Genomic DNA, 23,401 nt, shown 5'->3' on the forward strand with positions numbered 1-23,401 from the left:
CGGAAACTGGGCATAACCCTACATTTTTTGTCTGGAACCTGAATCATGGCAATTATTCCCAAGAACTATACGCGGCTGGAAAGCGGCTACCGCGAAAAGGCGCTGAAGCTTTTCCCGTGGGTGTGTGGCCGCTGCTCCCGCGAGTTTGTGTATTCCAATTTGCGCGAGCTGACCGTTCATCATATGGATCACGATCATAACAATAACCCGGAAGATGGCAGCAATTGGGAGCTTTTATGCCTGTATTGCCACGATCATGAGCATTCGAAATACACCGAAGCAGACCAGTACGGCTCGAGGGTGATTGCCGGCGAGGATGCGCAAAAGGACGTGGGCGAAGCGACCTATAATCCATTTGCCGACCTGAAAGCGATGCTGAACAAGAAGTAGTAAGCGCTATCCGTTGAGAGGGAGTCACTTCCCTCTAAACGAAATCATTTCACCTTCTCCCTTCATTTTTTCCTGCTGCTGCCGATAACTTATACAAGCATTCACTCCGTACGGTTGGGTTCTGAGGCCGGGTTATCACTTGAGGTTAAAATGGATAGTTTTCAGAAAGATATCGATGAAAGGGCCAACCTGGCGTTATCCAACAAGTTCGAGCTGCTGCTGTTCCGCTTAGGCACAGGCCAGCACGACAGCAAGTCCGAGCTGTACGGCATCAACGTCTTTAAGCTGCGTGAAATTGTGCCCATGCCGAAGATTAATCGTGCCGCAGGCATGGAGTCGCCGCTGCTGGGGATGGCCAATATTCGCGACCAGATTATCCCGGTCATCGACCTTCCCGCCGTGACCGGCTGCACGCCTAAGACTGGCTTAAATTTATTACTGATCACCGAATATGCCCGCAGCACCCAGGCTTTTGCCGTGGAGTCCGTGGAGAATATTATTCGCCTCGACTGGAGCCAGGTGCACGCCGCCGAAGCCGGGGTCAGCAGCCGCAATATCACCAGCATCGCCAATATTGACGATCCGCTGACCGGTAAAGACCTGGCGCTGGTGCTGGACGTGGAGCAGATCCTCTATGACATCATCCCGTCCGGGAGAGATGTGAACATTGCCGCGATTGAAGAGAAAACCTATACCCTGAAGCCGGGCGCGGTGGCTATCGTTGCCGAAGATTCCAAAGTCGCGCGTTCGATGCTGGAGCAGGGCCTGAAGGGGATGGGCATTCCGGCCATCATGCACGCCACCGGCCTGGAAGCCTGGGAAAAAATCAAAGCTATTGCCGCCGATGCCAAAGCCTCCGGCACGCCGATAACCGATAAAATCGGCCTTGTGCTGACCGATATCGAGATGCCGGAAATGGACGGTTTTACCCTGACCCGCAACATCAAAACCGAGCCAACGCTTAAGCATATCCCGGTGGTGATTCACTCCTCGCTTTCCGGCAGCGCCAACGAAGATCACGTGCGTAAAGTCGGTGCCAACGGCTACGTTGCGAAGTTCGACGTGGTCGAGCTTTCTGCCGTGATCCACAAAGCGCTGGAAGACGCCGCCCGTCAATAATAAAGATTCCGGCTCTGCCTAAAGGTGGAGCCGTTATGCCTCTTTTTATTCCCCCGTCATGCTCGGGTAACACGTTTCACTTACCCTCAGCACAAAGCTTTTTACCCGCTGCGTTATAGCCGTAAGCCGTGGTTTCATGAAGAAAAGTTATAACCACACGCTAAGTACGGCATTGATAAACATTTTCAATATCATTTAATTAACTATAATGAACCGACTGATTACGCGGCGTTAACAGCACTACAGCCGCTCTACGTTAATGGAGACGATGAATATGAGCTATACACTGCCATCCCTGCCTTACGCTTACGACGCGCTGGAACCGCATTTCGATAAAGAAACCATGGAAATCCACCACAGCAAACACCACCAGGCCTACGTTAACAACGCGAACGCCGCGCTGGAATCCCTGCCTGAGTTTGCCAGCCTGTCTGCTGAAGAGCTGATTACCAAACTGGATCAGCTGCCTGCTGATAAGAAAACCGCGCTGCGTAACAACGCCGGCGGCCACGCTAACCACAGCTTCTTCTGGAAAGGCCTGAAAAAAGGCACCGAGCTGAAAGGTGACCTGAAAGCCGCTATCGAGCGTGATTTCGGCAGCGTTGACGCGTTCAAAGCTGAGTTCGAAAAAGCTGCAGCTACCCGTTTCGGCTCCGGCTGGGCGTGGCTGGTGCTGAAAGGCGACAAACTGGCCGTAGTGTCTACTGCAAACCAGGACAGCCCGCTGATGGGCGAAGCTATCTCCGGCGCTTCCGGCTTCCCGATTGTGGGCCTGGACGTTTGGGAACACGCTTACTACCTGAAATTCCAGAACCGTCGCCCGGACTACGCAAAAGAGTTCTGGAACGTGGTTAACTGGGACGAAGCAGCAGCCCGTTTCGCCGCTAAAAAATAAGGTTGCAATACGACCTTAGAGAAGCGAGCCTGATGGCTCGCTTTTTTTATGTCCGTAGCACAACGCAGGGAGTCGCTTATGCACCGCTATCCGCTTCAGGTTTACGCTGGCCAGATTCGTGATTACGAAGGGAGCCGGCCCAGCGCCATCGCCAAGGTTCAGGTGGACGGCGAGCTTCGCTTAACCGAGACTGGGCTTGAGGGCGATCAACAGGCGGAGAAGGTGATTCACGGCGGGCCAGACAGGGCGCTGTGCCACTATCCGCGCGAGCATTATCAGCATTGGGCGCAAATCTTCCCGGATAAGGCGGATCTGTTTAATGCCCCGGCCTTCGGCGAAAACCTGTCTACGCAAGGGATGACGGAAAAGAACGTCTATATGGGCGATATTTACCGCTGGGGTGAGGCGCTGATTCAGGTGACCCAGCCTCGCTCGCCGTGCTTTAAGCTTAACTACCATTTTGTCGTAGAGGATATGGCGGCGCGGATGCAGGAAGCAGGCTACTGCGGCTGGCTTTATCGCGTGATTCTGGCAGGGAATGTTTCTGCCGATGCGCCGCTGGAGCTGGTTTCACGCGTTAGCGACGTGACGGTGGCAGAAGCTATCGCCATTGCCTGGCATATGCCGTTTGATGATTCGCAATATCATCGGCTTTTGTCGGCGGCTGGGTTGTCGGTGAGCTGGAGCAGAACGATGCAGAAAAGGCGTATTTCAAGAAAGATAGAGGATAATTCGCGGCGTTTGCTCGGGAAGTAACTGCCCCTCACCCCAGCCCTCTCCCCAAAGGGGGCGAGGGAGAAAAAAGATGTGCCGGCCCTCTCCCCTTTGGGGAGAGGGGGGAAAGAAGTGCACTTACTCTTTCGGGTCTTTACCCGCCAGCAGCTTGTCCAGCTCATCGCCGCCCACGTGACGGAAGTCCTGCCCCTTCACGAAGTAGAAGATGTATTCGCAGATGTTCTGGCAACGGTCACCGATACGCTCGATGGAACGGGCGCAGAACAGCGCGGTCAGCACGCTTGGAATGGTGCGGGAGTCTTCCATCATGTAGGTCATCAGCTGACGCACGATACCTTCATATTCCTGGTCAACTTTCTTGTCTTCGCGGTAGATACGTACCGCTTCATCCAGATCCATACGTGCGAAAGCGTCCAGCACGTCGTGCAGCATTTGCACGGTGTGGCGCCCCAGCGACTCGAGGCTGACCAGCAGTGGCTGGTGCTGCTGGGAGAATTTCTCCAGCGCGGTGCGGCAGATTTTATCCGCTACGTCACCAATACGTTCCAGCTCGGCGATGGTTTTGATGATGGCCATCACCAGGCGCAGGTCGCTGGCGGTTGGCTGGCGTTTGGCGATGATGCGCACGCAGGCTTCATCGATCGCCACTTCCATCATGTTGACCTTTTGGTCACCGGCGATAACGCGCTTCGCCAGCTCGCTGTCCTGGTTGTGCATCGCGGTGATCGCGTCGGAGAGCTGCTGTTCCACCAGCCCGCCCATCGTCATCACCTGAGTACGGATGTACTCCAGCTCGGCGTTGAACTGGCCAGAAATATGTTTGTTTAAGTTGAGGTTATCCATCGCGCTCTCCAATCAACCGTAGCGGCCAGTAATGTAATCTTCGGTTTGTTTCTTCGCTGGCGTAGTAAACAGCGTATCGGTCTCGCTGAATTCGATCAGCTCGCCGAGGTACATAAACGCCGTGTGGTCAGAACAACGCGCCGCCTGCTGCATGTTGTGGGTCACGATCACTACGGTATAGTCTTCTTTCAGCTCGGTGATCAGCTCTTCAATACGCCCGGTTGAAATCGGGTCAAGCGCCGAACACGGCTCGTCCAGCAGCAACACTTCCGGGCGAATCGCGATCCCGCGAGCAATGCACAGACGCTGCTGCTGACCACCGGAGAGGCTGTAGCCGCTCTGGTGCAGTTTATCTTTAGTTTCGTTCCACAGCGCGGCTTTCGTCAACGCCCACTGTACGCGCTCATCCATGTCGCTCCGGGACAGCTTTTCAAACAGACGCACGCCAAAAGCGATGTTGTCATAGATGGACATCGGGAACGGCGTCGGCTTCTGGAAGACCATACCGACTTTGGCACGCAGCAGGGCGATGTCCTGGCTCTGGGTGAGGATATTTTCCCCATCCAGCAGGATTTCGCCTTCTGCACGCTGCTCCGGGTAGAGCGAGTACATTTTGTTAAAGGTACGCAGCAGGGTGGATTTACCACAGCCTGACGGCCCAATGAAGGCGGTAACCTGGTTCTTCGCGATATCCAGATTGATGTTCTTCAGGGCGTGGAACTTACCGTAGTAGAAGTTCAGGTCACGAACCTGGATTTTGCCTGGGGCTAAATCAACCTTACTCATCTGTGTCTTAATCTCCGTCCGGCGCCGCGAGGGCCGCGCCGTAAAATTTAACCGTGTTTACTCTTCGAGAAAATCACGCGCGCCAGAATGTTCAGCAGCAGTACGCAGAGGGTAATGATCAGCACCCCTGCCCAGGCCAGCTGTTGCCACTCGGCAAACGGGCTCATAGCAAATTTGAAAATGGTCACCGGCAGGTTGGCGATAGGCTGCATCATGTCCGTGCTCCAGAACTGGTTGGAGAGGGAGGTAAAGAGCAGCGGTGCGGTTTCGCCCGCGATACGGGCAATTGCCAGCAGCACGCCGGTGATAATCCCGGAGACGGACGCTTTCAGCGTAATCGCGGAGATCATCTTCCATTTTGGTGTTCCCAGCGCGTAGGCCGCTTCGCGCAGGCTGTCCGGTACCAGTTTCAGCATGTTTTCGGTGGTACGAATGACGATTGGCACCTGCAGCAGCGCCAGCGCAATCACGCCCGCCCAGCCGGAGAAGTGTTCCATTTTCGCCACCACGATGGTGTAAACGAACAGGCCGACCACAATCGACGGCGCGGACAGAAGAATGTCGTTAATAAAACGAATCACTTCGGCCAGCGCAGATTTACGCCCGTACTCCGCCAGATAAATCCCGGCCATGATGCCCAGAGGCGTGCCGATAACCGTCGCCCACAGGATCAGCAGGCCGCTGCCCGCCAGGGCGTTCGCCAGGCCACCGCCCGCGGTATTTGGCGGAGGCGTCATTTCGGTAAACAGCGCCAGCGACATACCGTCGATACCACGGGTCACCGTCGAGAACAGGATCCATACCAGCCAGAACAGGCCGAACGCCATCGTCGCCATAGAGAGCGTCAGGGCAATGCGGTTTTTCATGCGGCGACGAGCCTGCATTTTACGGCGCGATTCAGCCAGCGCCGCGCTGCTTTGCATTTCCATCGTGGTCATGAGCGAGCCCCTTCGTTTTTCGCCAGGCGCATAATCATGAACTTAGAAATAGCCAGTACGATAAAGGTAATCACAAACAGGATTAAGCCAAGCTCCATCAGCGCGGCGGTATGCAGGCCAGATTCCGCTTCGGCGAATTCGTTTGCCAGCGCGGAGGTAATGCTGTTGCCCGGCATATACAGCGAGGCGCTGTCGAGCTGGTAGGTGTTACCGATAATAAAGGTCACCGCCATGGTTTCACCCAGCGCACGGCCAAGGCCGAGCATCACGCCGCCGATCACGCCATTTTTGGTGAACGGAAGAACGATGCGCCAGATAACTTCCCAGGTGGTGCAACCGATGCCGTAGGCCGACTCTTTCATCATCACCGGCGTTTGCTCGAAAACATCGCGCATTACGGAGGCGATGTACGGGATGATCATAATAGCGAGGATCACACCGGCGGCAAGAATACCGATACCAAACGCAGGGCCAGAGAACAGCGCGCCAACGATAGGCACGGCAGACAGCACGTCGCCTACCGGCTGCTGGAAGTAAGTCGCGAACAGCGGAGCAAAGATAAACAGGCCCCACATGCCGTACACGATACTTGGAATGGCCGCCAGCAGCTCAATGGCGATACCCAGCGGGCGCTTCAGCCAGCCAGGCGCAAGTTCTGTCAGGAACAGGGCGATACCAAAGCTCACCGGCACCGCAATCAGCAGCGCGATAAACGAGGTCACGAGGGTTCCGTAAATCGGCACCAGCGCGCCGAAGACTTCATTAGGGGCATCCCACTCTTTGGACCAGAGGAAGGAGAAGCCAAACTTCTCAATGCTCGGCAGCGAGGAGATAAACAGCGAGATGATAATCCCACCCAGCAGAAATAGCACAATCAGCGCAGCCAGTCTTACTAGCGCACTGAAAATTACATCGCCTTGTTTGCCGGGGGCTTTAAACGTCGGCTTAGTCACAGCCATAGCGTACTCTTCGTGGTTGCTGAATAAACCGGGGTAACATACCTGTTACCCCAGATTTTTGCACTTAGTACAGCGCCTTACCGGAGCTGTCTTTTACATTGGTCTTCCATGCAGCGCGAACTTGCTCAACCACAGAGGCCGGCAGCGTTGCGTAATCCAGGGCGTTAGCTTCTTTCGCGCCAGATTTGTATGCCCAGTCAAAGAACTTCAGCACTTCTGCGCCCTGCTCAGGGTTTTTCTGCTCTTTGTGGACCAGGATGAAGGTGGTGGAGGTGATTGGCCACGCTTCGTCACCTTTCTGGTTGGTCAGATCCTGTGCGAAGGATTTGCTCCAGTCAGCGCCTTTAGCCGCGTTAGCAAAGTTTGCTTCGGTCGGGCTAACCGGCTTACCGTCAGCGGACAGCAGCTTGGTGTAGGTCAGGTTGTTTTGCTTAGCGTAAGCGTATTCAACGTAGCCGATAGAGCCAGGCAGACGCTGTACGAAGGCCGCGATGCCGTCGTTACCTTTACCGCCCAGGCCGGTTGGCCAGTTAACGGTAGAGCCTGCGCCGATTTTGGTTTTCCACTCTTCGTTCACTTTAGCCAGGTAGCTGGTGAACACGAAGGAAGTACCGGAGCCGTCAGCACGACGAACAACCGCGATGTTCTGATCCGGCAGCTTGTGGCCTGGGTTCAGCTTAGCAATCGCCGGGTCGTTCCATTTTTTGATGGTGCCCAGGTAGATGTCACCCAGGGTTTTGCCGTCCAGCACCAGTTCGCCAGACTTGAAGCCCGGCAGGTTAACCGCCAGCACCACGCCGCCGATCACGGTAGGGAACTGGAACAGGCCTTCTTGCTGTAATTTGTCATCCGCCAGAGGGGCGTCAGAAGCGCCGAAGTCAACGGTGTTAGCAATGATTTGCTTCACGCCGCCGGAGGAACCGATACCCTGGTAGTTCACCTTGTTACCAGTTTCTTTCTGGTAGGTATCTGCCCACTTGGCATACACCGGCGCAGGGAAAGTTGCACCAGCGCCAGTCAGGCTTGCAGCTGCAAACGCAGTAGAAGCGCTCAGAGATAAGGTCGCGGCGACAACAGTTGCGACAGTGGTACGCATAACGTTCATAATGTCTCCTGCCAGATGTTCGTAAATTGTTGTTTAATTAAATACAGGGTAGAAAATAGGACAGTTTGGTGACAGTTAAATGTACGAATTATGACGGTTTTATGACAATGCAGACCTGCAATAATACCTAAGCCAAACACACTTATTATTCGAATAAAAATCAAATAGTTAAACTCAACAAGCGGGCAATAAAAAAGCTGCCCGTAGGCAGCTTATTCTTCAACATTTATGACAACAGCTTATTCCACTGTTACCGATTTCGCCAGGTTACGCGGCTGGTCCACGTCGGTGCCTTTGATCAGCGCCACGTGGTAGGACAGCAGCTGCAGCGGCACGGTGTAGAAGATTGGGGCAATCACCTCTTCCACATGCGGCATCTCGATGATGTGCATGTTGTCGCTGCTGGTAAAACCTGCGTCACGGTCGGCAAAGACATACAGCTGGCCGCCGCGGGCGCGAACTTCTTCGATGTTGGATTTCAGTTTTTCCAACAGCTCGTTGTTCGGCGCCACAACGATAACCGGCATATCAGCGTCGATCAGCGCCAGCGGGCCGTGCTTCAGCTCGCCGGCCGCATAGGCTTCGGCGTGAATGTAGGAGATCTCTTTGAGCTTCAGCGCGCCTTCCATGGCGATCGGATACTGATCGCCACGGCCAAGGAACAGCGCATGATGTTTGTCGGAGAAATCTTCTGCTAATGCTTCAATGCGTTTGTCCTGGGACAGCATCTGCTCGATACGGCTTGGCAGCGCCTGCAGGCCATGCACGATATCTTGCTCAATTTTAGCGTCAGCACCCTTCAGACGGCTCAGCTTCGCCACCAGCATCAGCAGCACGGTGAGCTGGGTGGTGAACGCTTTGGTTGAAGCCACGCCGATTTCCGTGCCGGCATTGGTCATCAGCGCCAGGTCGGATTCGCGCACCAGAGAAGAGCCAGCCACGTTACAAATCGCCAGTGAACCAAGATAGCCCAGCTCTTTGGAGAGGCGCAGCGCCGCCAGGGTGTCCGCCGTTTCGCCAGACTGGGAAAGGGTGATCATCAGGCTGTTGCGGCGCACGGCAGATTTGCGGTAGCGGAATTCAGAGGCGATTTCGACATCACAAGGCACGCCGGCCAGCGATTCAAACCAGTAGCGGGAAACCATACCTGAGTTATAGGAGGTGCCGCAGGCTACGATTTGAATATGCTCGACCTGAGAGAGCATTTCATTGGCTTTTGGCCCCAGCTCCGTCAAATCCACTTCGCCGTGGCTGATACGCCCGGCAAGGGTGTTTTTGATGGCGTTCGGCTGCTCGTAGATCTCTTTCTGCATGTAGTGACGATAAATGCCTTTGTCGCCAGCGTCATACTGCAGATTAGATTCGATGTCCGGGCGCTTAACCTGCTCGCCTTTGGTATCAAAAACAGTGACCGCGCGGCGGGTCACTTCGGCGATATCGCCCTCTTCCAGGAAGATAAAGCGACGGGTCACCGGCAGCAGCGCCAGTTGGTCAGAAGCGATAAAGTTTTCGCCCATGCCCAGGCCAATCACCATCGGGCTACCGGAACGAGCGGCCAGCAGAACCTCCGGGTTACGGGTGTCCATGATAACGGTGCCGTAAGCGCCGCGAAGCTGTGGGATAGCACGAAGTACCGCCTCGCGCAGCGTGCCGCCCTGTTCCAGCTCCCAGTGCACCAGGTGAGCAATAACTTCGGTATCGGTCTGTGAAACAAACGTGTAGCCGCGAGATTGCAGCACTTCGCGCAGCGGTTCATGGTTTTCGATGATACCGTTGTGTACCACTACGATGTGGTCGGAAACATGTGGGTGAGCGTTAATTTCTGAAGGTTCGCCGTGCGTTGCCCAGCGAGTGTGAGCGATACCGGTGCCGCCATGCAGAGCGGTTTCTTCCGCGGCTTCCGCCAGCTTCTGCACCTTACCCAGACGGCGCAGACGAGTCATCTGGCCTTTGTCGTCCACGACCGCCAGGCCCGCCGAGTCATACCCGCGGTATTCCAGACGACGTAGTCCTTCAAGAAGGATTTCAGCGATATCGCGTTGCGCTACTGCGCCAACAATTCCACACATAATTTTTAAGTCCTGATAATGGCGTTAGCCATGTGTTGTCGCTGACCTGTTTTTTCCGGTTTTCCGGAGCCCCGAGCCTTGTAGAGAGTGGGGTTATTTTTATGGTTACTGCCTTGGGGGGGAGGATTATGTTATCCCCTCACCCCGACCCTCTCCCCAAAGGGGCGAGGGAGAAAAACACCGCACCGAACGATCCCCTCTCTCCTGTGGAGAGAGGATTAGGGTGAGGGGTATAAATCCGTTACTTTTTCTTCACCGGACGCTGCCAGCCCTGGATGTGCTTCTGTTTTACGCGACTGATCACCAGTTCATTTTCAGCCACGTCACGCGTGACGGTCGTCCCGGCGCCAATCGTAACGCCACTCGCCACGGTAACCGGCGCCACCAGCTGGGTATCAGAGCCCACAAACACGTCGTCACCGATAATGGTTTTGTGTTTATTCGCACCGTCGTAGTTACAGGTGATGGTACCTGCGCCAATATTCACGTTGTCGCCAATTTCGGCATCACCGAGGTAGCTCAGATGGCCCGCTTTAGAGCCTTTACCCAGGCGCGCTTTCTTCATCTCGACGAAGTTGCCAACGTGAGCACCTTCCGCCAGTTCGGCACCAGGACGCAGGCGGGCAAATGGCCCGATGGTGCAGGCGGCTTCAAGCGTCGCATCTTCGATAACCGTATATGGGCTGATTTCGCAGTCATCGCCGATAACCGCGTTTTTAATCACGCAGCCGGTCCCGATCTTCACGCGGTTGCCCAGCGCCACGCGGCCTTCCACAATGACATTAGTATCGATTTCAACATCGCGCCCGTGCGTTAATTCACCGCGCAGATCGAAACGAGCCGGATCGCGCAGCATCACGCCAGCCAGCAGCAGCTTATCGGCCTGTTCCGTTTGGAAGACACGTTCCAGACGAGAGAGCTGCAGGCGGTTATTTACGCCTTCGACTTCACTCAGGCGATCCGGATGAACGGCGGCGATTTCGCGCCCTTCTCCGTGGGCCAGGGCAATAATGTCCGTGATGTAGAACTCGCCCTGGGCGTTGTTGTTATCCAGCTTACCAAGCCAGCGCTTCAGGTCTGCGCCGTTAGCCACCAGAATCCCGGTGTTGATTTCGTTGATTTTACGCTGCTCTTCGCTGGCGTCTTTATGCTCAACGATGCCAACGACCTTGCCATTTTCCCGCGCAATGCGGCCATAGCCGGTAGGGTCGTCCAGCTTAACGGTCAGCAGGCCGATGCCACCCTGCGGTTTGGCTTCACGCAGGCGCTGCAAAGTCTCCACCGAGATCAGCGGCACATCGCCGTACAGCATCAGAATATCTTCGTCATCGGCAAAGAACGGGGCCGCCATCTGCATGGCGTGGCCGGTTCCCAACTGCTCAGCCTGCAGCACCCAGTTGAGGGCCTCATCGTTCAGGGTCTGTTTGAGCAGATCGCCGCCGTGGCCATACACCAGGTTAACCCGCTGGGCGCCTAATTTATTCGCGGCATCAATGACATGTTGAACCATTGGCTTCCCGGCCAGCGTGTGCAGCACCTTAGGAAGATCTGAGTACATGCGGGTCCCTTTGCCTGCGGCAAGGATAACCACGCTCATTGCGCTGTTTGACATACGTGTCCTGAATCTGTTTAGTGTGTGAAGTAAAGCGATTTAGCCTTGAAAATTCTACATATTTTGCACCAAAAAATACGTTGCTGCTAATTTAACCGCCATAATGTTATCTGAGTCTTTTATAGCAGTAACGGCGGCAGAATCCATGGGATTTAAGGTCAAAATGGTGCCAACACACCCCGCAGACCACGCTATCTCGCTGGTTTTACAATTATTTTGAAGGCGGAATAAAGTTGAAAGATAAAAAAAATGCCAGTCAGGTTTCCCGGACTGGCATTTGTCTTTTCAAGCAGGTAGTTACATCGCTTTTTTGGTTAACTCGATAACGCGCAGTTTGGCGATCGCTTTAGCCAGTTCAGCAGAAGCCTGAGCGTAATCCACGTCACCGTGGGAGCTATGCATGTGCTCTTCAGCTTTGCGTTTCGCTTCCAGGGCACGCGCTTCGTCGAGATCCTGGCCGCGAATCGCGGTGTCAGCCAGGACGGTTACGTTACCCGGCTGCACTTCCAGAACACCGCCGGACAGGTAGATAAACTCTTCATGTCCGTGCTGCTTAACGATGCGAATCATACCAGGCTTAATGGCGGTGAGCAGCGGCGCGTGGCCTGGGAAAATACCCAGCTCGCCTTCGCTACCCGTTACCTGGATCTTCTCGACCAGACCGGAGAACATTTGCTGCTCCGCGCTGACGACGTCCAGGTGGTAAGTCATAGCCATGTCACCCTCCGATTAGGCGTTAAAGTTTTTTCGCTTTCTCAACGGCTTCGTCGATGGAGCCAACCATGTAGAACGCCTGCTCTGGCAGATGGTCGTATTCGCCGTCCATGATGCCTTTAAAGCCACGGATGGTGTCTTTCAGCGAAACGTATTTGCCTGGAGAACCGGTAAAGACTTCTGCTACGAAGAACGGCTGAGACAGGAAGCGCTGGATCTTACGCGCACGTGCTACAACCAGTTTGTCTTCTTCGGACAGTTCGTCCATACCCAGAATCGCGATGATGTCTTTCAGTTCCTGGTAACGCTGCAGGATGGACTGAACGCCACGCGCGGTGTCGTAGTGCTCCTGACCAACAACCAGCGGATCAAGCTGACGGCTGGTGGAGTCCAGCGGGTCTACTGCCGGGTAAATACCCAGAGATGCGATCTGACGGCTCAGCGTAACGGTTGAGTCCAGGTGCGCAAAGGTGGTCGCCGGAGACGGGTCAGTCAAGTCATCCGCAGGAACGTAAACGGCCTGTACGGAGGTGATAGAACCGGTCTTGGTGGAGGTAATACGCTCCTGAAGAACACCCATCTCTTCTGCCAGCGTAGGCTGGTAACCTACCGCAGAAGGCATACGACCCAGCAGGGCAGATACTTCGGTACCGGCCAGGGTATAACGGTAGATGTTATCAACGAACAGCAGAACGTCGCGGCCTTCGTCACGGAATTTTTCCGCGATGGTCAGACCGGTCAGCGCTACGCGCAGACGGTTACCTGGTGGCTCGTTCATCTGGCCGTAAACCAGCGCTACTTTGTCCAGAACGTTGGAGTCGGTCATTTCGTGGTAGAAGTCGTTACCCTCACGAGTACGCTCACCCACGCCTGCAAACACGGAGTAACCGGAGTGCTCGATCGCGATGTTACGGATCAGCTCCATCATGTTTACGGTTTTACCTACGCCCGCACCACCGAACAGACCTACTTTACCGCCCTTAGCGAACGGACAAATCAGGTCGATAACTTTGATGCCGGTTTCCAGCAGTTCCTGAGAGCTGGACAGCTCTTCGTAGGAAGGTGCTGCACGGTGAATCGCCCAACGGTCTTCTTCGCCGATGTCGCCTTTCATGTCGATCGGCTGACCCAGCACGTTCATGATACGGCCAAGGGTCGCTTTACCTACCGGGACTTCGATCGGGTGCTCGAGGTCTGTCACTACCAGACCACGACGCAGACCGTCGGAAGAACCCATTGCGATGGTACGCACGATACCACCACCGAGCTGCTGCTGAACTTCCAGCACCAGCTTCTCACTGTTGTTCTGTACCTCAAGCGCGTCATAAACGCGCGGTACGCCGTCCTGAGGGAACTCGACGTCCACCACGGCGCCGATTACCTGGACAATCTTTCCAGTAGCCATCTTGAATCCTCTACGTAATTCGTTTACCCGTCATATTTCAATTTGCAGATGCGTTGACTGCCTTCCCTCACCCCGGTCACTTACTTAAGTAAGCTCTTGAGGATTCGCTCAGTTGCCGCCTTTCTGCAAACCGAACTATTTAGGGTAATAACCTGGTTAAACCGCGGACGCGCCACCGACGATTTCGGTAAGTTCCTGAGTAATGCTTGCCTGACGAGCTTTGTTGTAGACCAACCGCAGCTCTTTAATCAGGCTACCGCCGTTATCGGTTGCGGCTTTCATCGCCACCATACGCGCGGCCTGCTCACTGGCCAGGTTTTCTACGACGCCCTGATAAACCTGCGATTCGACATAACGACGCAGCAGGGTGTCCAGCAGCGCTTTCGGATCCGGTTCGTACAGGTAGTCCCAGGATTTACGCTTCAGATCCTCATCTTCTGATGCCGGTAACGGCAGCAGCTGAGTGATGGTCGGAACCTGAGACATGGTGTTGACAAATTTGTTGCTGACAACGTACAGCTTGTCCAGACGACCTTCGTCGTAGGCTTGCAGCATCACTTTCACCGGGCCGATCAGTTCAGACAGGGAAGGGTTATCTCCCATGCCGGTAACCTGAGCAACCACGTTGCCGCCAACGGAGTTGAAGAAAGATACGCCTTTAGAGCCGATCATCGCGAGTTCGCTCTGAACGCCCTTATCGGACCACTCTTTCATATCCGCCAGCACTTTTTTGAACAGGTTAATGTTCAAACCGCCGCACAAACCACGATCGGTCGACACCACCAGGTAGCCCACGCGCTTAACGTCGCGTTCTTCCAGGTATGGGTGCTTATATTCCAGATTACCGTTCGCAAGGTGACCAATCACTTTGCGCATGGTATCTGCATAAGGACGGCTGGCCGCCATGCGATCCTGCGATTTACGCATTTTGGAAGCGGCGACCATCTCCATCGCTTTGGTGATCTTCTGCGTGTTCTGGACGCTTGCGATCTTACTACGTATCTCTTTTGCGCCGGCCATGAGCTTCTCCTCAATGCCTCGCGGCCTGTCCTAAGACAGGCCGCTAAGACGTTACCAGGACTGGGTTGCTTTAAAGGAGTCGAGGATGCCTTTCAGCTTGCCTTCGATCTCGTCGTTATAGCCACCGGTCTGGTTAATTTCTTGCATCAGCGGAGCGTGATCACGGTCAGCGTAAGCCAGCAGAGCGGCTTCGAAGCTACCGATTTTCGCCAGTTCCACGTCTTCGAGGTAACCGCGTTCAGCCGCGAACAGCACCAGGCCCTGCTGTGCAACAGACATTGGGGCATACTGTTTCTGTTTCAGCAGCTCGGTCACTTTCTGACCGTGGCTCAGCTGTTTGCGGGTTGCTTCGTCCAGATCGGATGCGAACTGAGAGAACGCAGCCAGTTCACGATACTGTGCCAGCGCGGTACGGATACCACCGGACAGTTTCTTGATGATCTTAGTCTGAGCAGCACCACCAACACGAGATACCGAAATACCTGGGTTAACCGCCGGACGAATACCGGAGTTAAACAGGTTGGTTTCCAGGAAGATCTGACCATCGGTAATGGAAATTACGTTGGTCGGAACGAACGCAGAAACGTCACCCGCTTGGGTTTCGATGATCGGCAGAGCGGTCAGGGAGCCGGTTTTACCTTTAACTTCACCTTTGGTGAAAGCTTCCACGTATTCCGCGTTAACGCGGGATGCGCGCTCCAGCAGACGGGAGTGGAGGTAGAACACGTCGCCTGGGAATGCTTCACGACCTGGTGGACGACGAAGCAGCAGGGAAACCTGACGATAAGCAACAGCCTGTTTGGACAGGTCATCGTATACGATCAGCGCATCTTCACCGCGGTCACGGAAGTATTCGCCCATTGCGCAACCGGCATATGGTGCCAGGTATTGCAGTGCAGCAGATTCAGACGCAGTCGCCACAACAACGATAGTGTTGGACAGTGCACCGTGCTCTTCCAGTTTACGAACCACGTTAGAAATGGTGGACGCTTTCTGGCCGATAGCCACGTACACACATTTGATGCCGGAGTCACGCTGGTTGATGATGGCATCGATTGCCATCGCGGTTTTACCGGTCTGACGGTCACCGATGATCAGCTCACGCTGGCCACGGCCGATTGGAATCATCGCATCGACGGATTTATAACCGGTCTGAACCGGCTGGTCGACGGACTGACGTTCGATTACGCCCGGTGCGATAACTTCGATTGGCGAGAAGCCATCGTTATCAACTGGACCTTTACCGTCAATTGGTGCACCCAGGGTGTTCACCACACGGCCCAGCAGGCCGCGGCCGACCGGTACTTCCAGAATACGGCCAGTACACTTAACTTTCATGCCTTCGGCAAGGTCAGCGTATGGACCCATAACTACAGCACCTACGGAGTCGCGCTCCAGGTTCAGTGCGATAGCGTAACGGTTTCCCGGCAGGGAAATCATCTCACCCTGCATACAATCGGCCAGGCCGTGAACGCGGATAATACCGTCACTTACAGAAACAATTGTACCTTCGTTGTGAGCTTCACTCACAACATTGAACTGAGCAATGCGCTGCTTGATCAGTTCGCTGATTTCGGTGGAATTCAGTTGCATGCTCCAGTCCCCTTAAGACTGCAAGACGTCTGCAAGGCGTTCAAGACGGCCGCGTACGCTACCGTCAATGACCATATCACCCGACTGGATGATAACGCCCGCCATAACAGACTTATCGATTTTGCAATTCAGCTTAACTTTGCGTGACAGACGTTTTTCCATTGCGGTCGTGATGTTCGCGAGTTGCTCATTACTCAGTTCAGCAGCAGAAGTTACCTGAACCTCTGCAATCGCTTCACTCAGCGCGCGTAAATGCGCAAACTGCTCGAGAACATCCGGGAGCGCTTTTAGACGACCATTATCAGCCATCACCTTAATCAGGTTCTGGCCGTTGGCGTCCAGCTGCTCGCCGCAAATGGCGATGAACGAATCTGCGAGCGTTTCGGGTGCCAATGCACCGGAAAGGAGCTCTTCCATTTGTTCGTTTTTCGTTACCTCGGCAGCAAACGCCAGCATGTTCTGCCAGCGATCAATGCTCTGGTGTTCGACGGCAAAGTCAAAAGCTGCTTTGGCGTAGGGGCGAGCTACAGTTACAAATTCAGACATCAGCCCCTCCCTCCTTACAGTTCAGCGACCAGTTTATCGACGATGTCGCTGTTAGCAGCTTCATCTACGGAACGTTCGATTATCTTCTCGGCACCGGCAATAGCCAGCAGAGCGACCTGCTTACGCAGCTCTTCACGAGCGCGTTTACGCTCAGCGTCGATTTCTGCCTGAGCCTGTACAACGATTTTATTACGTTCCTGCTCTGCCTCAGTTTTCGCTTCATCAAGGATCTGGGCACGGCGTTTGTTCGCCTGCTCAATGATCACCTGAGCTTCCGCTTTGGCTTTTTTCAGCTGGTCGGTCGCGTTGGCCTGTGCAAGGTCAAGGTCCTTGTGAGCACGTTCAGCAGAAGCAAGACCGTCAGCAATTTCTTTTTGACGTTTCTCAATGGCTGCCATTAAAGGCGGCCATACATACTTCATGCAGAACAGAACAAACAGGACAAACGCGATGGCCTGGCCGAGGATTGTTGCGTTAATGTTCACAGCACAATGCCTCTTTGTTAGTTAACGTTCTGATATTGCCAGATGACTCAAACATCGCTCACTAAGCGACGGCGAACATCACGTACAGACCCAGACCAACAGCGATCATTGGGATTGCATCCACCAGACCCATTACGATAAAGAACTGAGTACGCAGCAGTGGAATCAGATCTGGTTGGCGTGCAGCGCCTTCCAGGAATTTGCCCCCGAGGATGCCGATACCGATCGCAGCACCGATTGCCGCCAGACCCATCATCACAGCGGCAGCCATGTACAGCAGATCCATATTCAGGTTTTCCATGACAGTCTCCAAGTTTGTTTCAGTTAAACGCAGTAGTGGTAAGTAAATTAATGTTCTTCAGACGCCATCGACAGATAGACGATCGTCAGAACCATGAAGATGAAGGCTTGCAGCGTAATAATCAGGATGTGGAAAATGGCCCAAGGCACATTCAGAATCCACTGTGACCACCACGGCAGCAGGCCAGCAATCAGAATGAAAATCAGCTCACCGGCATACATGTTGCCGAAAAGTCGCAGACCCAGTGAAACAGGTTTGGACAGCAGGCTTACCCCTTCAAGGATTAAGTTGAATGGAATAAATGCCCAGTGATTGAACGGCTGCAGCGTCAGCTCTTTCGTGAAGCCGCTAATGCCTTTCATTTTGATGCTGTAGAACAGAATGAGGACAAACACGCCCAGCGCCATAGAGAGGGTGATATTCACGTCCGCAGACGGCACCACACGCAGGGCTGGCAGGCCAAAGATGTGCTCGCCAATGTATGGCAGCAGATCGATAGGCAACAGGTCCATCACGTTCATCAGGAAGACCCAGACGAAAATCGTCAGAGCCAGTGGAGCGATAACCTTGCTTTTGCCATGGTACATGTCTTTCACGCTGCCATGCACAAAGCCAATAATCAGCTCTACAAAAGTCTGGAATTTACCCGGGACGCCGCTGGTTGCGGTTTTCGCCACTTTACGGAACAACACCAGGAACACCAGACCCAGAAATACTGAGAAGAACATGGAGTCGATGTTGAGCGTCCAGAAGGTAGCCGGGGGGTTATGCGGATCCACCAGCGAGAAAGTACGCAGGTCCAACTGAAGGTTATTCAGGTGGTGACCTATATACTCCTGCGGTGTAGAGATTTCTCCTGCAGACATGATGCCTCTTACCCTTTGTTGTTAATTACAGCTGGTGCGAGTATCTGCACAACCAGCACCGAAACCCACGTCACTATTAGCGGCAATACCACCGCCTTAAAGTACGCCAGCGCCACCACCAGAATGATAAAGGTCGCAATCACCTTCAGCACTTCGCCGAAGGCGAATGTCCAGGCCACACGGCCTTTTGAGGGTGTATGCGCCTGATGGCGCCAGGCAAAAATCATAAACAGCACGTTTGGCAGCCAAACCGCCATGCCCCCGCCGATGGCAGAAGCGCCCCAAGCGAGGCCTTTAAGGCAAAACAGCAGTCCAATTGCTACTACAGCCAGAAGTTGGATGAACAGAAGCTTGCGGGCTACGTTCTTACTCAAGAGCGACACAGACATGACGTTTCTAACTCCTGCTACCTATGAGGTATGTCGCGTGTCGTATAAAACTGTCTTTGCGACGCTGAGTCAAGCCTCAAAAAGCGAGCAAATTATACGGTGCGGCCCAGTGATTTCAAACAATAAGTAGCGAAAAGGTGAACAAATGTTTAAATAATTTTCTGCACAGCCATTTTCTGACTTTTGGTGAATCGCATCGGCTTCCTCAAAAAGTGCAAATAAGCCGAAATCCCAGACAGCAAAGCGTGCACACGATCACAAATTAGACATCTTATCGTCAGGCGTTATTTTGCAGCCTAAGAAAGCACTAATTACAGATGACTGATAATTAAGCTGATTAATGTGCACTCTGTTTAAAACACGCCGAAACATCATTAAAACCTTTCATTGACATTCCAGTTAAACTTTTAACATACGAAGCAGGTCGTTTTTCGGCGTATTTTAGTCGGATGATATTTTCAAATAAAATTATTATCCTGGTAACCAATCACCCTGAGGTTAAAAACAGGATGATTCCGAGTTAAATTTTGGTTAAATGTAACCAGGCATTTCATCGGCAACCCCCTCTTTTTTTAACCTCAGTGAAACATTTCAATCGCGCCGTTTTTTGATAAATATTAAGTTTTGTTTGCCTTAATCAGCACCAAATGCCTCTCCCCTTCCAGGCTCGGCACGTTGAGTTTGACGATATTTTCAACAGAAAATCCGACAGGCAGTTCGGTAATCTCTTCATCCGGACGTACCCCTTTCAGCGCATAGAACCTTCCGTTTTCCGCAGGCAGGTGGTGACACCAGTTCACCATGTCGCTAAGCGAGGCAAAAGCACGGCTGATGACGCCGTCAAACGGCGGCTCTGCCGGGAAATCTTCGACCCGGCTTTGGACCGGCGTGATGTTCTCAAGCTTCAGCTCGTGCTGCACCTGGCGCAGGAACCTGACGCGCTTGCCGAGGCTGTCCAGCAGGGTGAAATGCGAATCAGGGCGAACAATGGCCAGCGGGATGCCCGGCAGACCAGGGCCTGTGCCCACGTCGATAAACCGGCTTCCCTGTAAATGCGGTTCAACCACAATGCTGTCAAGAATATGGCGCACCAGCATTTCATCAGGATTACGCACCGAAGTGAGGTTGTAGGCCTTGTTCCATTTGTCGAGCAGCGAAACATAGCCCACCAGCTGCTGCTGCTGATTTTCAGGGAGGGTGATGCCCGCTTCTTTCAGCAGGCGAGATAATTTAGTCAGCACGTCGTAAACCCATCAAAAAAAGAGGCCAGGAAAGCCTGGCCTGTTGTTTTCTGTTTTTAGGCGCTGCGTCGCAGCAGCCCTTGTTTTTTAAGCCAGACAAGCAAAATAGAGATTGCCGCAGGGGTAATACCCGAAATGCGCGATGCCTGGCCAATAGAAACCGGTTTGTGATCGTTAAGCTTGGCGATCACTTCGTTAGACAGCCCGCTCACCTGGCTATAGTCGAGCGTTGCAGGCAGCACAGTATTCTCATTGCGCTGCTGTTTTTCAATCTCATCCTGCTGGCGCGCGATGTAGCCTTCGTATTTAACCTGGATCTCAACCTGCTCGGCGGCCTGAGGATCTTCCAGCCCTGGTGCGAAAGTGGAGAGCTGCATCATCGAAGCATAGGTCATTTCCGGCCGGCGCAGCAGATCTTCGCCGTTGGCTTCTTTCGAAAGCGGTGCGCTAAGTTGAGCATTCACTTCTTCCACCTGCTCAGAGTGCGGATGCAGCCAAATGTCTTTCAGGCGCTGACGTTCACGCTCGATCATCTCAAGCTTGTCGTTGAAGCGAGCCCAGCGGGCATCATCCACCAGCCCAAGTTCACGACCTGCCGCGGTCAAACGCAGATCGGCGTTGTCTTCACGCAGCATCAGGCGGTATTCAGCCCGAGAGGTAAACATGCGGTACGGTTCTTTGGTACCCAGCGTACACAGGTCGTCCACCAGCACGCCAAGGTATGCCTGGTCGCGACGTGGGGCCCAGCCCTCTTTCTCAGCAGAGAAGCGGGCGGCGTTCAGACCGGCAAGCAGGCCTTGAGCAGCCGCTTCTTCGTAACCGGTGGTGCCGTTAATCTGGCCAGCAAAGAACAGGCCCTGAATAAACTTACTTTCCAGCGTCGGTTTCAGATCGCGCGGATCGAAGAAGTCGTACTCAATCGCGTAGCCAGGACGAACGATCTTCGCATTCTCCATGCCCTTCATAGAGCGGACGATCTGCATCTGAACGTCGAACGGCAGGCTGGTGGAGATCCCGTTAGGGTAAATCTCATTGCTGGTCAGCCCTTCAGGCTCCAGGAAGATTTGGTGCGCGTTACGATCGGCGAAACGCATCACTTTGTCTTCGATAGAAGGGCAGTAGCGAGGACCAATACCTTCGATAATCCCCGCATACATTGGGCTGCGGTCGAGATTATTGCGAATAACCTCATGGGTCTGCTCGTTGGTATGGGTGATGTAGCAAGGTACCTGCTCTGGGTGCTGGTTCACGTTCCCCATGAACGAGAAGACCGGCATTGGGTTATCCCCATGCTGTGGAGCAAGTACGCTGAAATCTATGGTGCGGGCGTCAATACGTGGAGGCGTGCCTGTTTTCAGGCGGCTTACACGCAGAGGCAGTTCACGTAAGCGACGTGATAGCGGGATCGACGGGGGATCGCCTGCCCGGCCACCGCTGTAGTTATCCAGCCCGATGTGGATCTTACCGTCCAGGAAGGTCCCTACGGTGAGCACAACCGCTTTTGCACGGAATTTAAGGCCCATCTGGGTCACTGCGCCTACAACCCGATCGTTCTCAACGATAAGATCTTCAACCGCCTGCTGGAAAATCATCAGGTTGGGTTGGTTTTCCAACGCGGTGCGAACGGCCTGGCGGTAAAGCACGCGGTCTGCCTGAGCACGAGTAGCGCGGACTGCCGGGCCTTTGCTGGCGTTTAGTATCCTAAACTGAATGCCTGCATGATCGATCGCGGTTGCCATCAGGCCACCGAGGGCGTCCACTTCCTTAACCAAATGTCCCTTGCCAATACCGCCGATAGCCGGGTTACAGGACATTTGTCCCAGCGTGTCGATATTGTGTGTCAGAAGCAGGGTCTGCTGACCCATACGAGCTGCGGCCATTGCCGCCTCTGTGCCTGCATGACCCCCGCCGATGATGATGACGTCAAAAGGATCTGGATAAAACATGGTAACTGCCTCGGTTTCGCGAATGAGGGTTTGTGACTTCCCGGGCTGGGGATTCTACTCAACTTTAGTCTTTCGAGAAAGCGTCGGGATCTTCGGTAATTAAAAGAAGATCTTTTTTATTTAAAGATCTCTTTATTATGATCTCTTATTAGGATCGACCACCTCTGTGGATAAGCCATTTATCCATTTTAGGATCAATAACCTGGAAAGGATCGTTTGCTGTGTACTTCCGGTGATCCCACTCCGTATAAGCTGGGATCAGAATAGGGGTTTATGCACAACTCAAAAAGTGAACAGCAGTTGTTATTGGGATAACTACCGCTTAACCCAAGCTTTTAACCAGACTTATCCACATCTGATCGCGCAATCTTTACACTTCAGGGAGTAAATTAATCCATGAACCGACCCAAATCTCGGCCGGATCCTCAGGAATGTCGTGATCGAGGATGTTAATTTTGAGCAAGGATCCTAATCGAGAGGCGCCGCATTCGGTCAGCAGCAGGTCGATCTTCTCTATTGCACCGCAAAAGGTGTCGTATTCACGGCTGCCGATCCCGATCGCACCATAGCTTACTCCGCTCAGATCCGGGCGCTGTTCATTTATAGCGTCATAGAAAGGCTGAAGGTTGTCCGGCAGATCGCCAGCACCGTGCGTAGAGGAGACCACAAGCCAGATACCGCTGGTTTTAAGATCGTCTAAAAGAGGGCCGTGCAGCATTTCGGTGCCATGCCCTGCTTCTTCAAGCTTCTCTGCCAGATGTTCTGCTACATATTCGGCACTACCGAGCGTACTGCCGCTAATCAGAGTGATATCAGCCATTGTGTCCCGCCTTTTCAAATCGTCGCGTATTGTACGCTGTGAAAGAGCGGGGATCTACCTGTGGATAATATGGGTATTAAAATTAGGCCTCAGGGGCGGATGGTGCGCATGATCGGGTTCTGCAGTGAGATCAGCGTCTCGGTGGACTGAATTTCATCGATTGTTTGGATCTTGTTGATAAGTACCTGCTGGAGGGCATCAATGGATCGGCACATCACCTTAATAAAGATGCTGTAGTGGCCCGTGGTGTAGTAAGCCTCGGTCACCTCATCCAGGTTTTCCAGCTTGGTCAGGGCGGAGGGGTAGTCTTTCGCGCTCTTTAAAATAATGCCGATAAAGCAGCAGACGTCATAGCCAAGCTGCTTCGGGCTGATATCGATGCGCGCGCCGGTAATAATCCCGGCCTGCTTCATTTTCTCTACGCGAACGTGAATGGTGCCGGGGCTGACGCCAAACTGCTTGGCCAGTTCCGCATAGGCGGTGCGCGCATTTGCCATTAATGCTTCAAGTATCCCGCGATCGAGATTGTCGATTTGATAATTATCCATCACTTTTTCCTATGATAAATGCCGATTCTCCATTTTTTATAGCCTTAAATTCGTCGATTAAAAAGAGGCTGGCCTT

At 53.6% G+C, this 23,401-nt stretch carries 24 protein-coding genes; 4 read left to right on the plus strand and 20 right to left on the minus strand.

The window, feature by feature from the left end:
- Nucleotides 1-45: 45 nt before the first annotated feature.
- From yajD to yiiM, 4 genes are all read left to right on the plus strand, one after another.
- The gene (gene yajD, locus HX778_RS03590) at nt 46-390 is read left to right on the plus strand and encodes an HNH nuclease YajD (protein ID WP_176981312.1); all 345 of its coding nucleotides are present in this window, start codon (nt 46-48) and stop codon (nt 388-390) included.
- A 150-nt stretch (nt 391-540) separates the two neighbouring features.
- A complete protein-coding gene (locus HX778_RS03595) occupies nt 541-1,509 on the plus strand; it encodes a chemotaxis protein (protein ID WP_176981313.1) in 969 nt (322 codons plus the stop codon).
- Between the two features lie 274 nt (nt 1,510-1,783).
- Nucleotides 1,784-2,404 (plus strand): superoxide dismutase [Mn], encoded by a 621-nt coding sequence (gene sodA / locus HX778_RS03600; protein WP_038477349.1) that lies wholly within the window; start codon nt 1,784-1,786, stop codon nt 2,402-2,404.
- Between the two features lie 78 nt (nt 2,405-2,482).
- Nucleotides 2,483-3,160 carry a 6-hydroxyaminopurine reductase gene (gene yiiM, locus HX778_RS03605; protein ID WP_176981314.1) on the plus strand — a complete coding sequence of 226 codons (678 nt, stop codon included), beginning with the start codon at nt 2,483-2,485 and terminating at the stop codon, nt 3,158-3,160.
- 96 nt (nt 3,161-3,256) lie between these two features.
- On the opposite strand, the gene phoU is transcribed toward yiiM, so the two are convergent.
- The 20 genes from phoU to asnC form a co-directional block, all read right to left on the minus strand.
- On the minus strand, nt 3,257-3,982 hold the full coding sequence (phoU, locus tag HX778_RS03610) for a phosphate signaling complex protein PhoU (protein ID WP_008457720.1): 726 nt from the start codon (nt 3,980-3,982) through the stop codon (nt 3,257-3,259).
- A gap of 12 nt (nt 3,983-3,994) precedes the next feature.
- A complete protein-coding gene (pstB, locus tag HX778_RS03615) occupies nt 3,995-4,768 on the minus strand; it encodes a phosphate ABC transporter ATP-binding protein PstB (protein WP_008457722.1) in 774 nt (257 codons plus the stop codon).
- A 47-nt stretch (nt 4,769-4,815) separates the two neighbouring features.
- Complete coding sequence (gene pstA / locus HX778_RS03620; protein WP_038477343.1) at nt 4,816-5,706, minus strand: phosphate ABC transporter permease PstA; 891 nt, start codon at nt 5,704-5,706, stop codon at nt 4,816-4,818.
- Nucleotides 5,703-6,665, minus strand: coding sequence for a phosphate ABC transporter permease PstC (pstC, locus tag HX778_RS03625; protein ID WP_038477339.1), 963 nt, complete (start codon nt 6,663-6,665; stop codon nt 5,703-5,705). The genes pstA and pstC overlap by 4 nt, the downstream gene beginning before the upstream one ends.
- A gap of 64 nt (nt 6,666-6,729) precedes the next feature.
- Nucleotides 6,730-7,770, minus strand: coding sequence for a phosphate ABC transporter substrate-binding protein PstS (gene pstS, locus HX778_RS03630; RefSeq protein WP_016538819.1), 1,041 nt, complete (start codon nt 7,768-7,770; stop codon nt 6,730-6,732).
- Between the two features lie 239 nt (nt 7,771-8,009).
- Entirely contained in the window at nt 8,010-9,839 is a 1,830-nt protein-coding gene (glmS, locus tag HX778_RS03635; protein WP_176981315.1) for a glutamine--fructose-6-phosphate transaminase (isomerizing), read from the minus strand.
- A 241-nt stretch (nt 9,840-10,080) separates the two neighbouring features.
- Nucleotides 10,081-11,451 carry a bifunctional UDP-N-acetylglucosamine diphosphorylase/glucosamine-1-phosphate N-acetyltransferase GlmU gene (gene glmU / locus HX778_RS03640; protein ID WP_038477331.1) on the minus strand — a complete coding sequence of 457 codons (1,371 nt, stop codon included), beginning with the start codon at nt 11,449-11,451 and terminating at the stop codon, nt 10,081-10,083.
- Nucleotides 11,452-11,748: 297 nt separating this feature from the next.
- Entirely contained in the window at nt 11,749-12,168 is a 420-nt protein-coding gene (locus HX778_RS03645) for a F0F1 ATP synthase subunit epsilon (RefSeq protein WP_038477328.1), read from the minus strand.
- A gap of 19 nt (nt 12,169-12,187) precedes the next feature.
- Nucleotides 12,188-13,570, minus strand: a complete 1,383-nt coding sequence (gene atpD, locus HX778_RS03650; protein WP_038477325.1) for a F0F1 ATP synthase subunit beta — start codon at nt 13,568-13,570, stop codon at nt 12,188-12,190.
- A 156-nt stretch (nt 13,571-13,726) separates the two neighbouring features.
- Nucleotides 13,727-14,590, minus strand: a complete 864-nt coding sequence (atpG, locus tag HX778_RS03655; protein WP_038477322.1) for a F0F1 ATP synthase subunit gamma — start codon at nt 14,588-14,590, stop codon at nt 13,727-13,729.
- A 51-nt stretch (nt 14,591-14,641) separates the two neighbouring features.
- Entirely contained in the window at nt 14,642-16,183 is a 1,542-nt protein-coding gene (gene atpA / locus HX778_RS03660; protein WP_008457747.1) for a F0F1 ATP synthase subunit alpha, read from the minus strand.
- Nucleotides 16,184-16,195: 12 nt separating this feature from the next.
- Complete coding sequence (gene atpH, locus HX778_RS03665) at nt 16,196-16,729, minus strand: F0F1 ATP synthase subunit delta (RefSeq protein ID WP_038477318.1); 534 nt, start codon at nt 16,727-16,729, stop codon at nt 16,196-16,198.
- Nucleotides 16,730-16,743: 14 nt separating this feature from the next.
- The gene (atpF, locus tag HX778_RS03670) at nt 16,744-17,214 is read right to left on the minus strand and encodes a F0F1 ATP synthase subunit B (RefSeq protein WP_038477317.1); all 471 of its coding nucleotides are present in this window, start codon (nt 17,212-17,214) and stop codon (nt 16,744-16,746) included.
- Nucleotides 17,215-17,275: 61 nt separating this feature from the next.
- A complete protein-coding gene (gene atpE, locus HX778_RS03675; protein ID WP_000429386.1) occupies nt 17,276-17,515 on the minus strand; it encodes a F0F1 ATP synthase subunit C in 240 nt (79 codons plus the stop codon).
- A 47-nt stretch (nt 17,516-17,562) separates the two neighbouring features.
- Nucleotides 17,563-18,381, minus strand: coding sequence for a F0F1 ATP synthase subunit A (atpB, locus tag HX778_RS03680; protein WP_038477314.1), 819 nt, complete (start codon nt 18,379-18,381; stop codon nt 17,563-17,565).
- A gap of 8 nt (nt 18,382-18,389) precedes the next feature.
- Nucleotides 18,390-18,770, minus strand: a complete 381-nt coding sequence (gene atpI, locus HX778_RS03685) for a F0F1 ATP synthase subunit I (RefSeq protein WP_038477311.1) — start codon at nt 18,768-18,770, stop codon at nt 18,390-18,392.
- A 617-nt stretch (nt 18,771-19,387) separates the two neighbouring features.
- Nucleotides 19,388-20,011 (minus strand): 16S rRNA (guanine(527)-N(7))-methyltransferase RsmG, encoded by a 624-nt coding sequence (gene rsmG, locus HX778_RS03690; protein WP_176981316.1) that lies wholly within the window; start codon nt 20,009-20,011, stop codon nt 19,388-19,390.
- Between the two features lie 56 nt (nt 20,012-20,067).
- The gene (gene mnmG / locus HX778_RS03695; RefSeq protein WP_038477305.1) at nt 20,068-21,957 is read right to left on the minus strand and encodes a tRNA uridine-5-carboxymethylaminomethyl(34) synthesis enzyme MnmG; all 1,890 of its coding nucleotides are present in this window, start codon (nt 21,955-21,957) and stop codon (nt 20,068-20,070) included.
- Between the two features lie 370 nt (nt 21,958-22,327).
- Nucleotides 22,328-22,777, minus strand: a complete 450-nt coding sequence (gene mioC / locus HX778_RS03700; protein WP_038477302.1) for an FMN-binding protein MioC — start codon at nt 22,775-22,777, stop codon at nt 22,328-22,330.
- An 89-nt stretch (nt 22,778-22,866) separates the two neighbouring features.
- Complete coding sequence (gene asnC / locus HX778_RS03705) at nt 22,867-23,325, minus strand: transcriptional regulator AsnC (protein WP_008457765.1); 459 nt, start codon at nt 23,323-23,325, stop codon at nt 22,867-22,869.
- Nucleotides 23,326-23,401: the final 76 nt, after the last annotated feature.

Origin of the sequence: Cedecea sp. P7760 (genome assembly GCF_013386425.1) — a bacterium.
GTDB classification, from domain to species: Bacteria; Pseudomonadota; Gammaproteobacteria; order Enterobacterales; family Enterobacteriaceae; genus Cedecea; species Cedecea selenatireducens.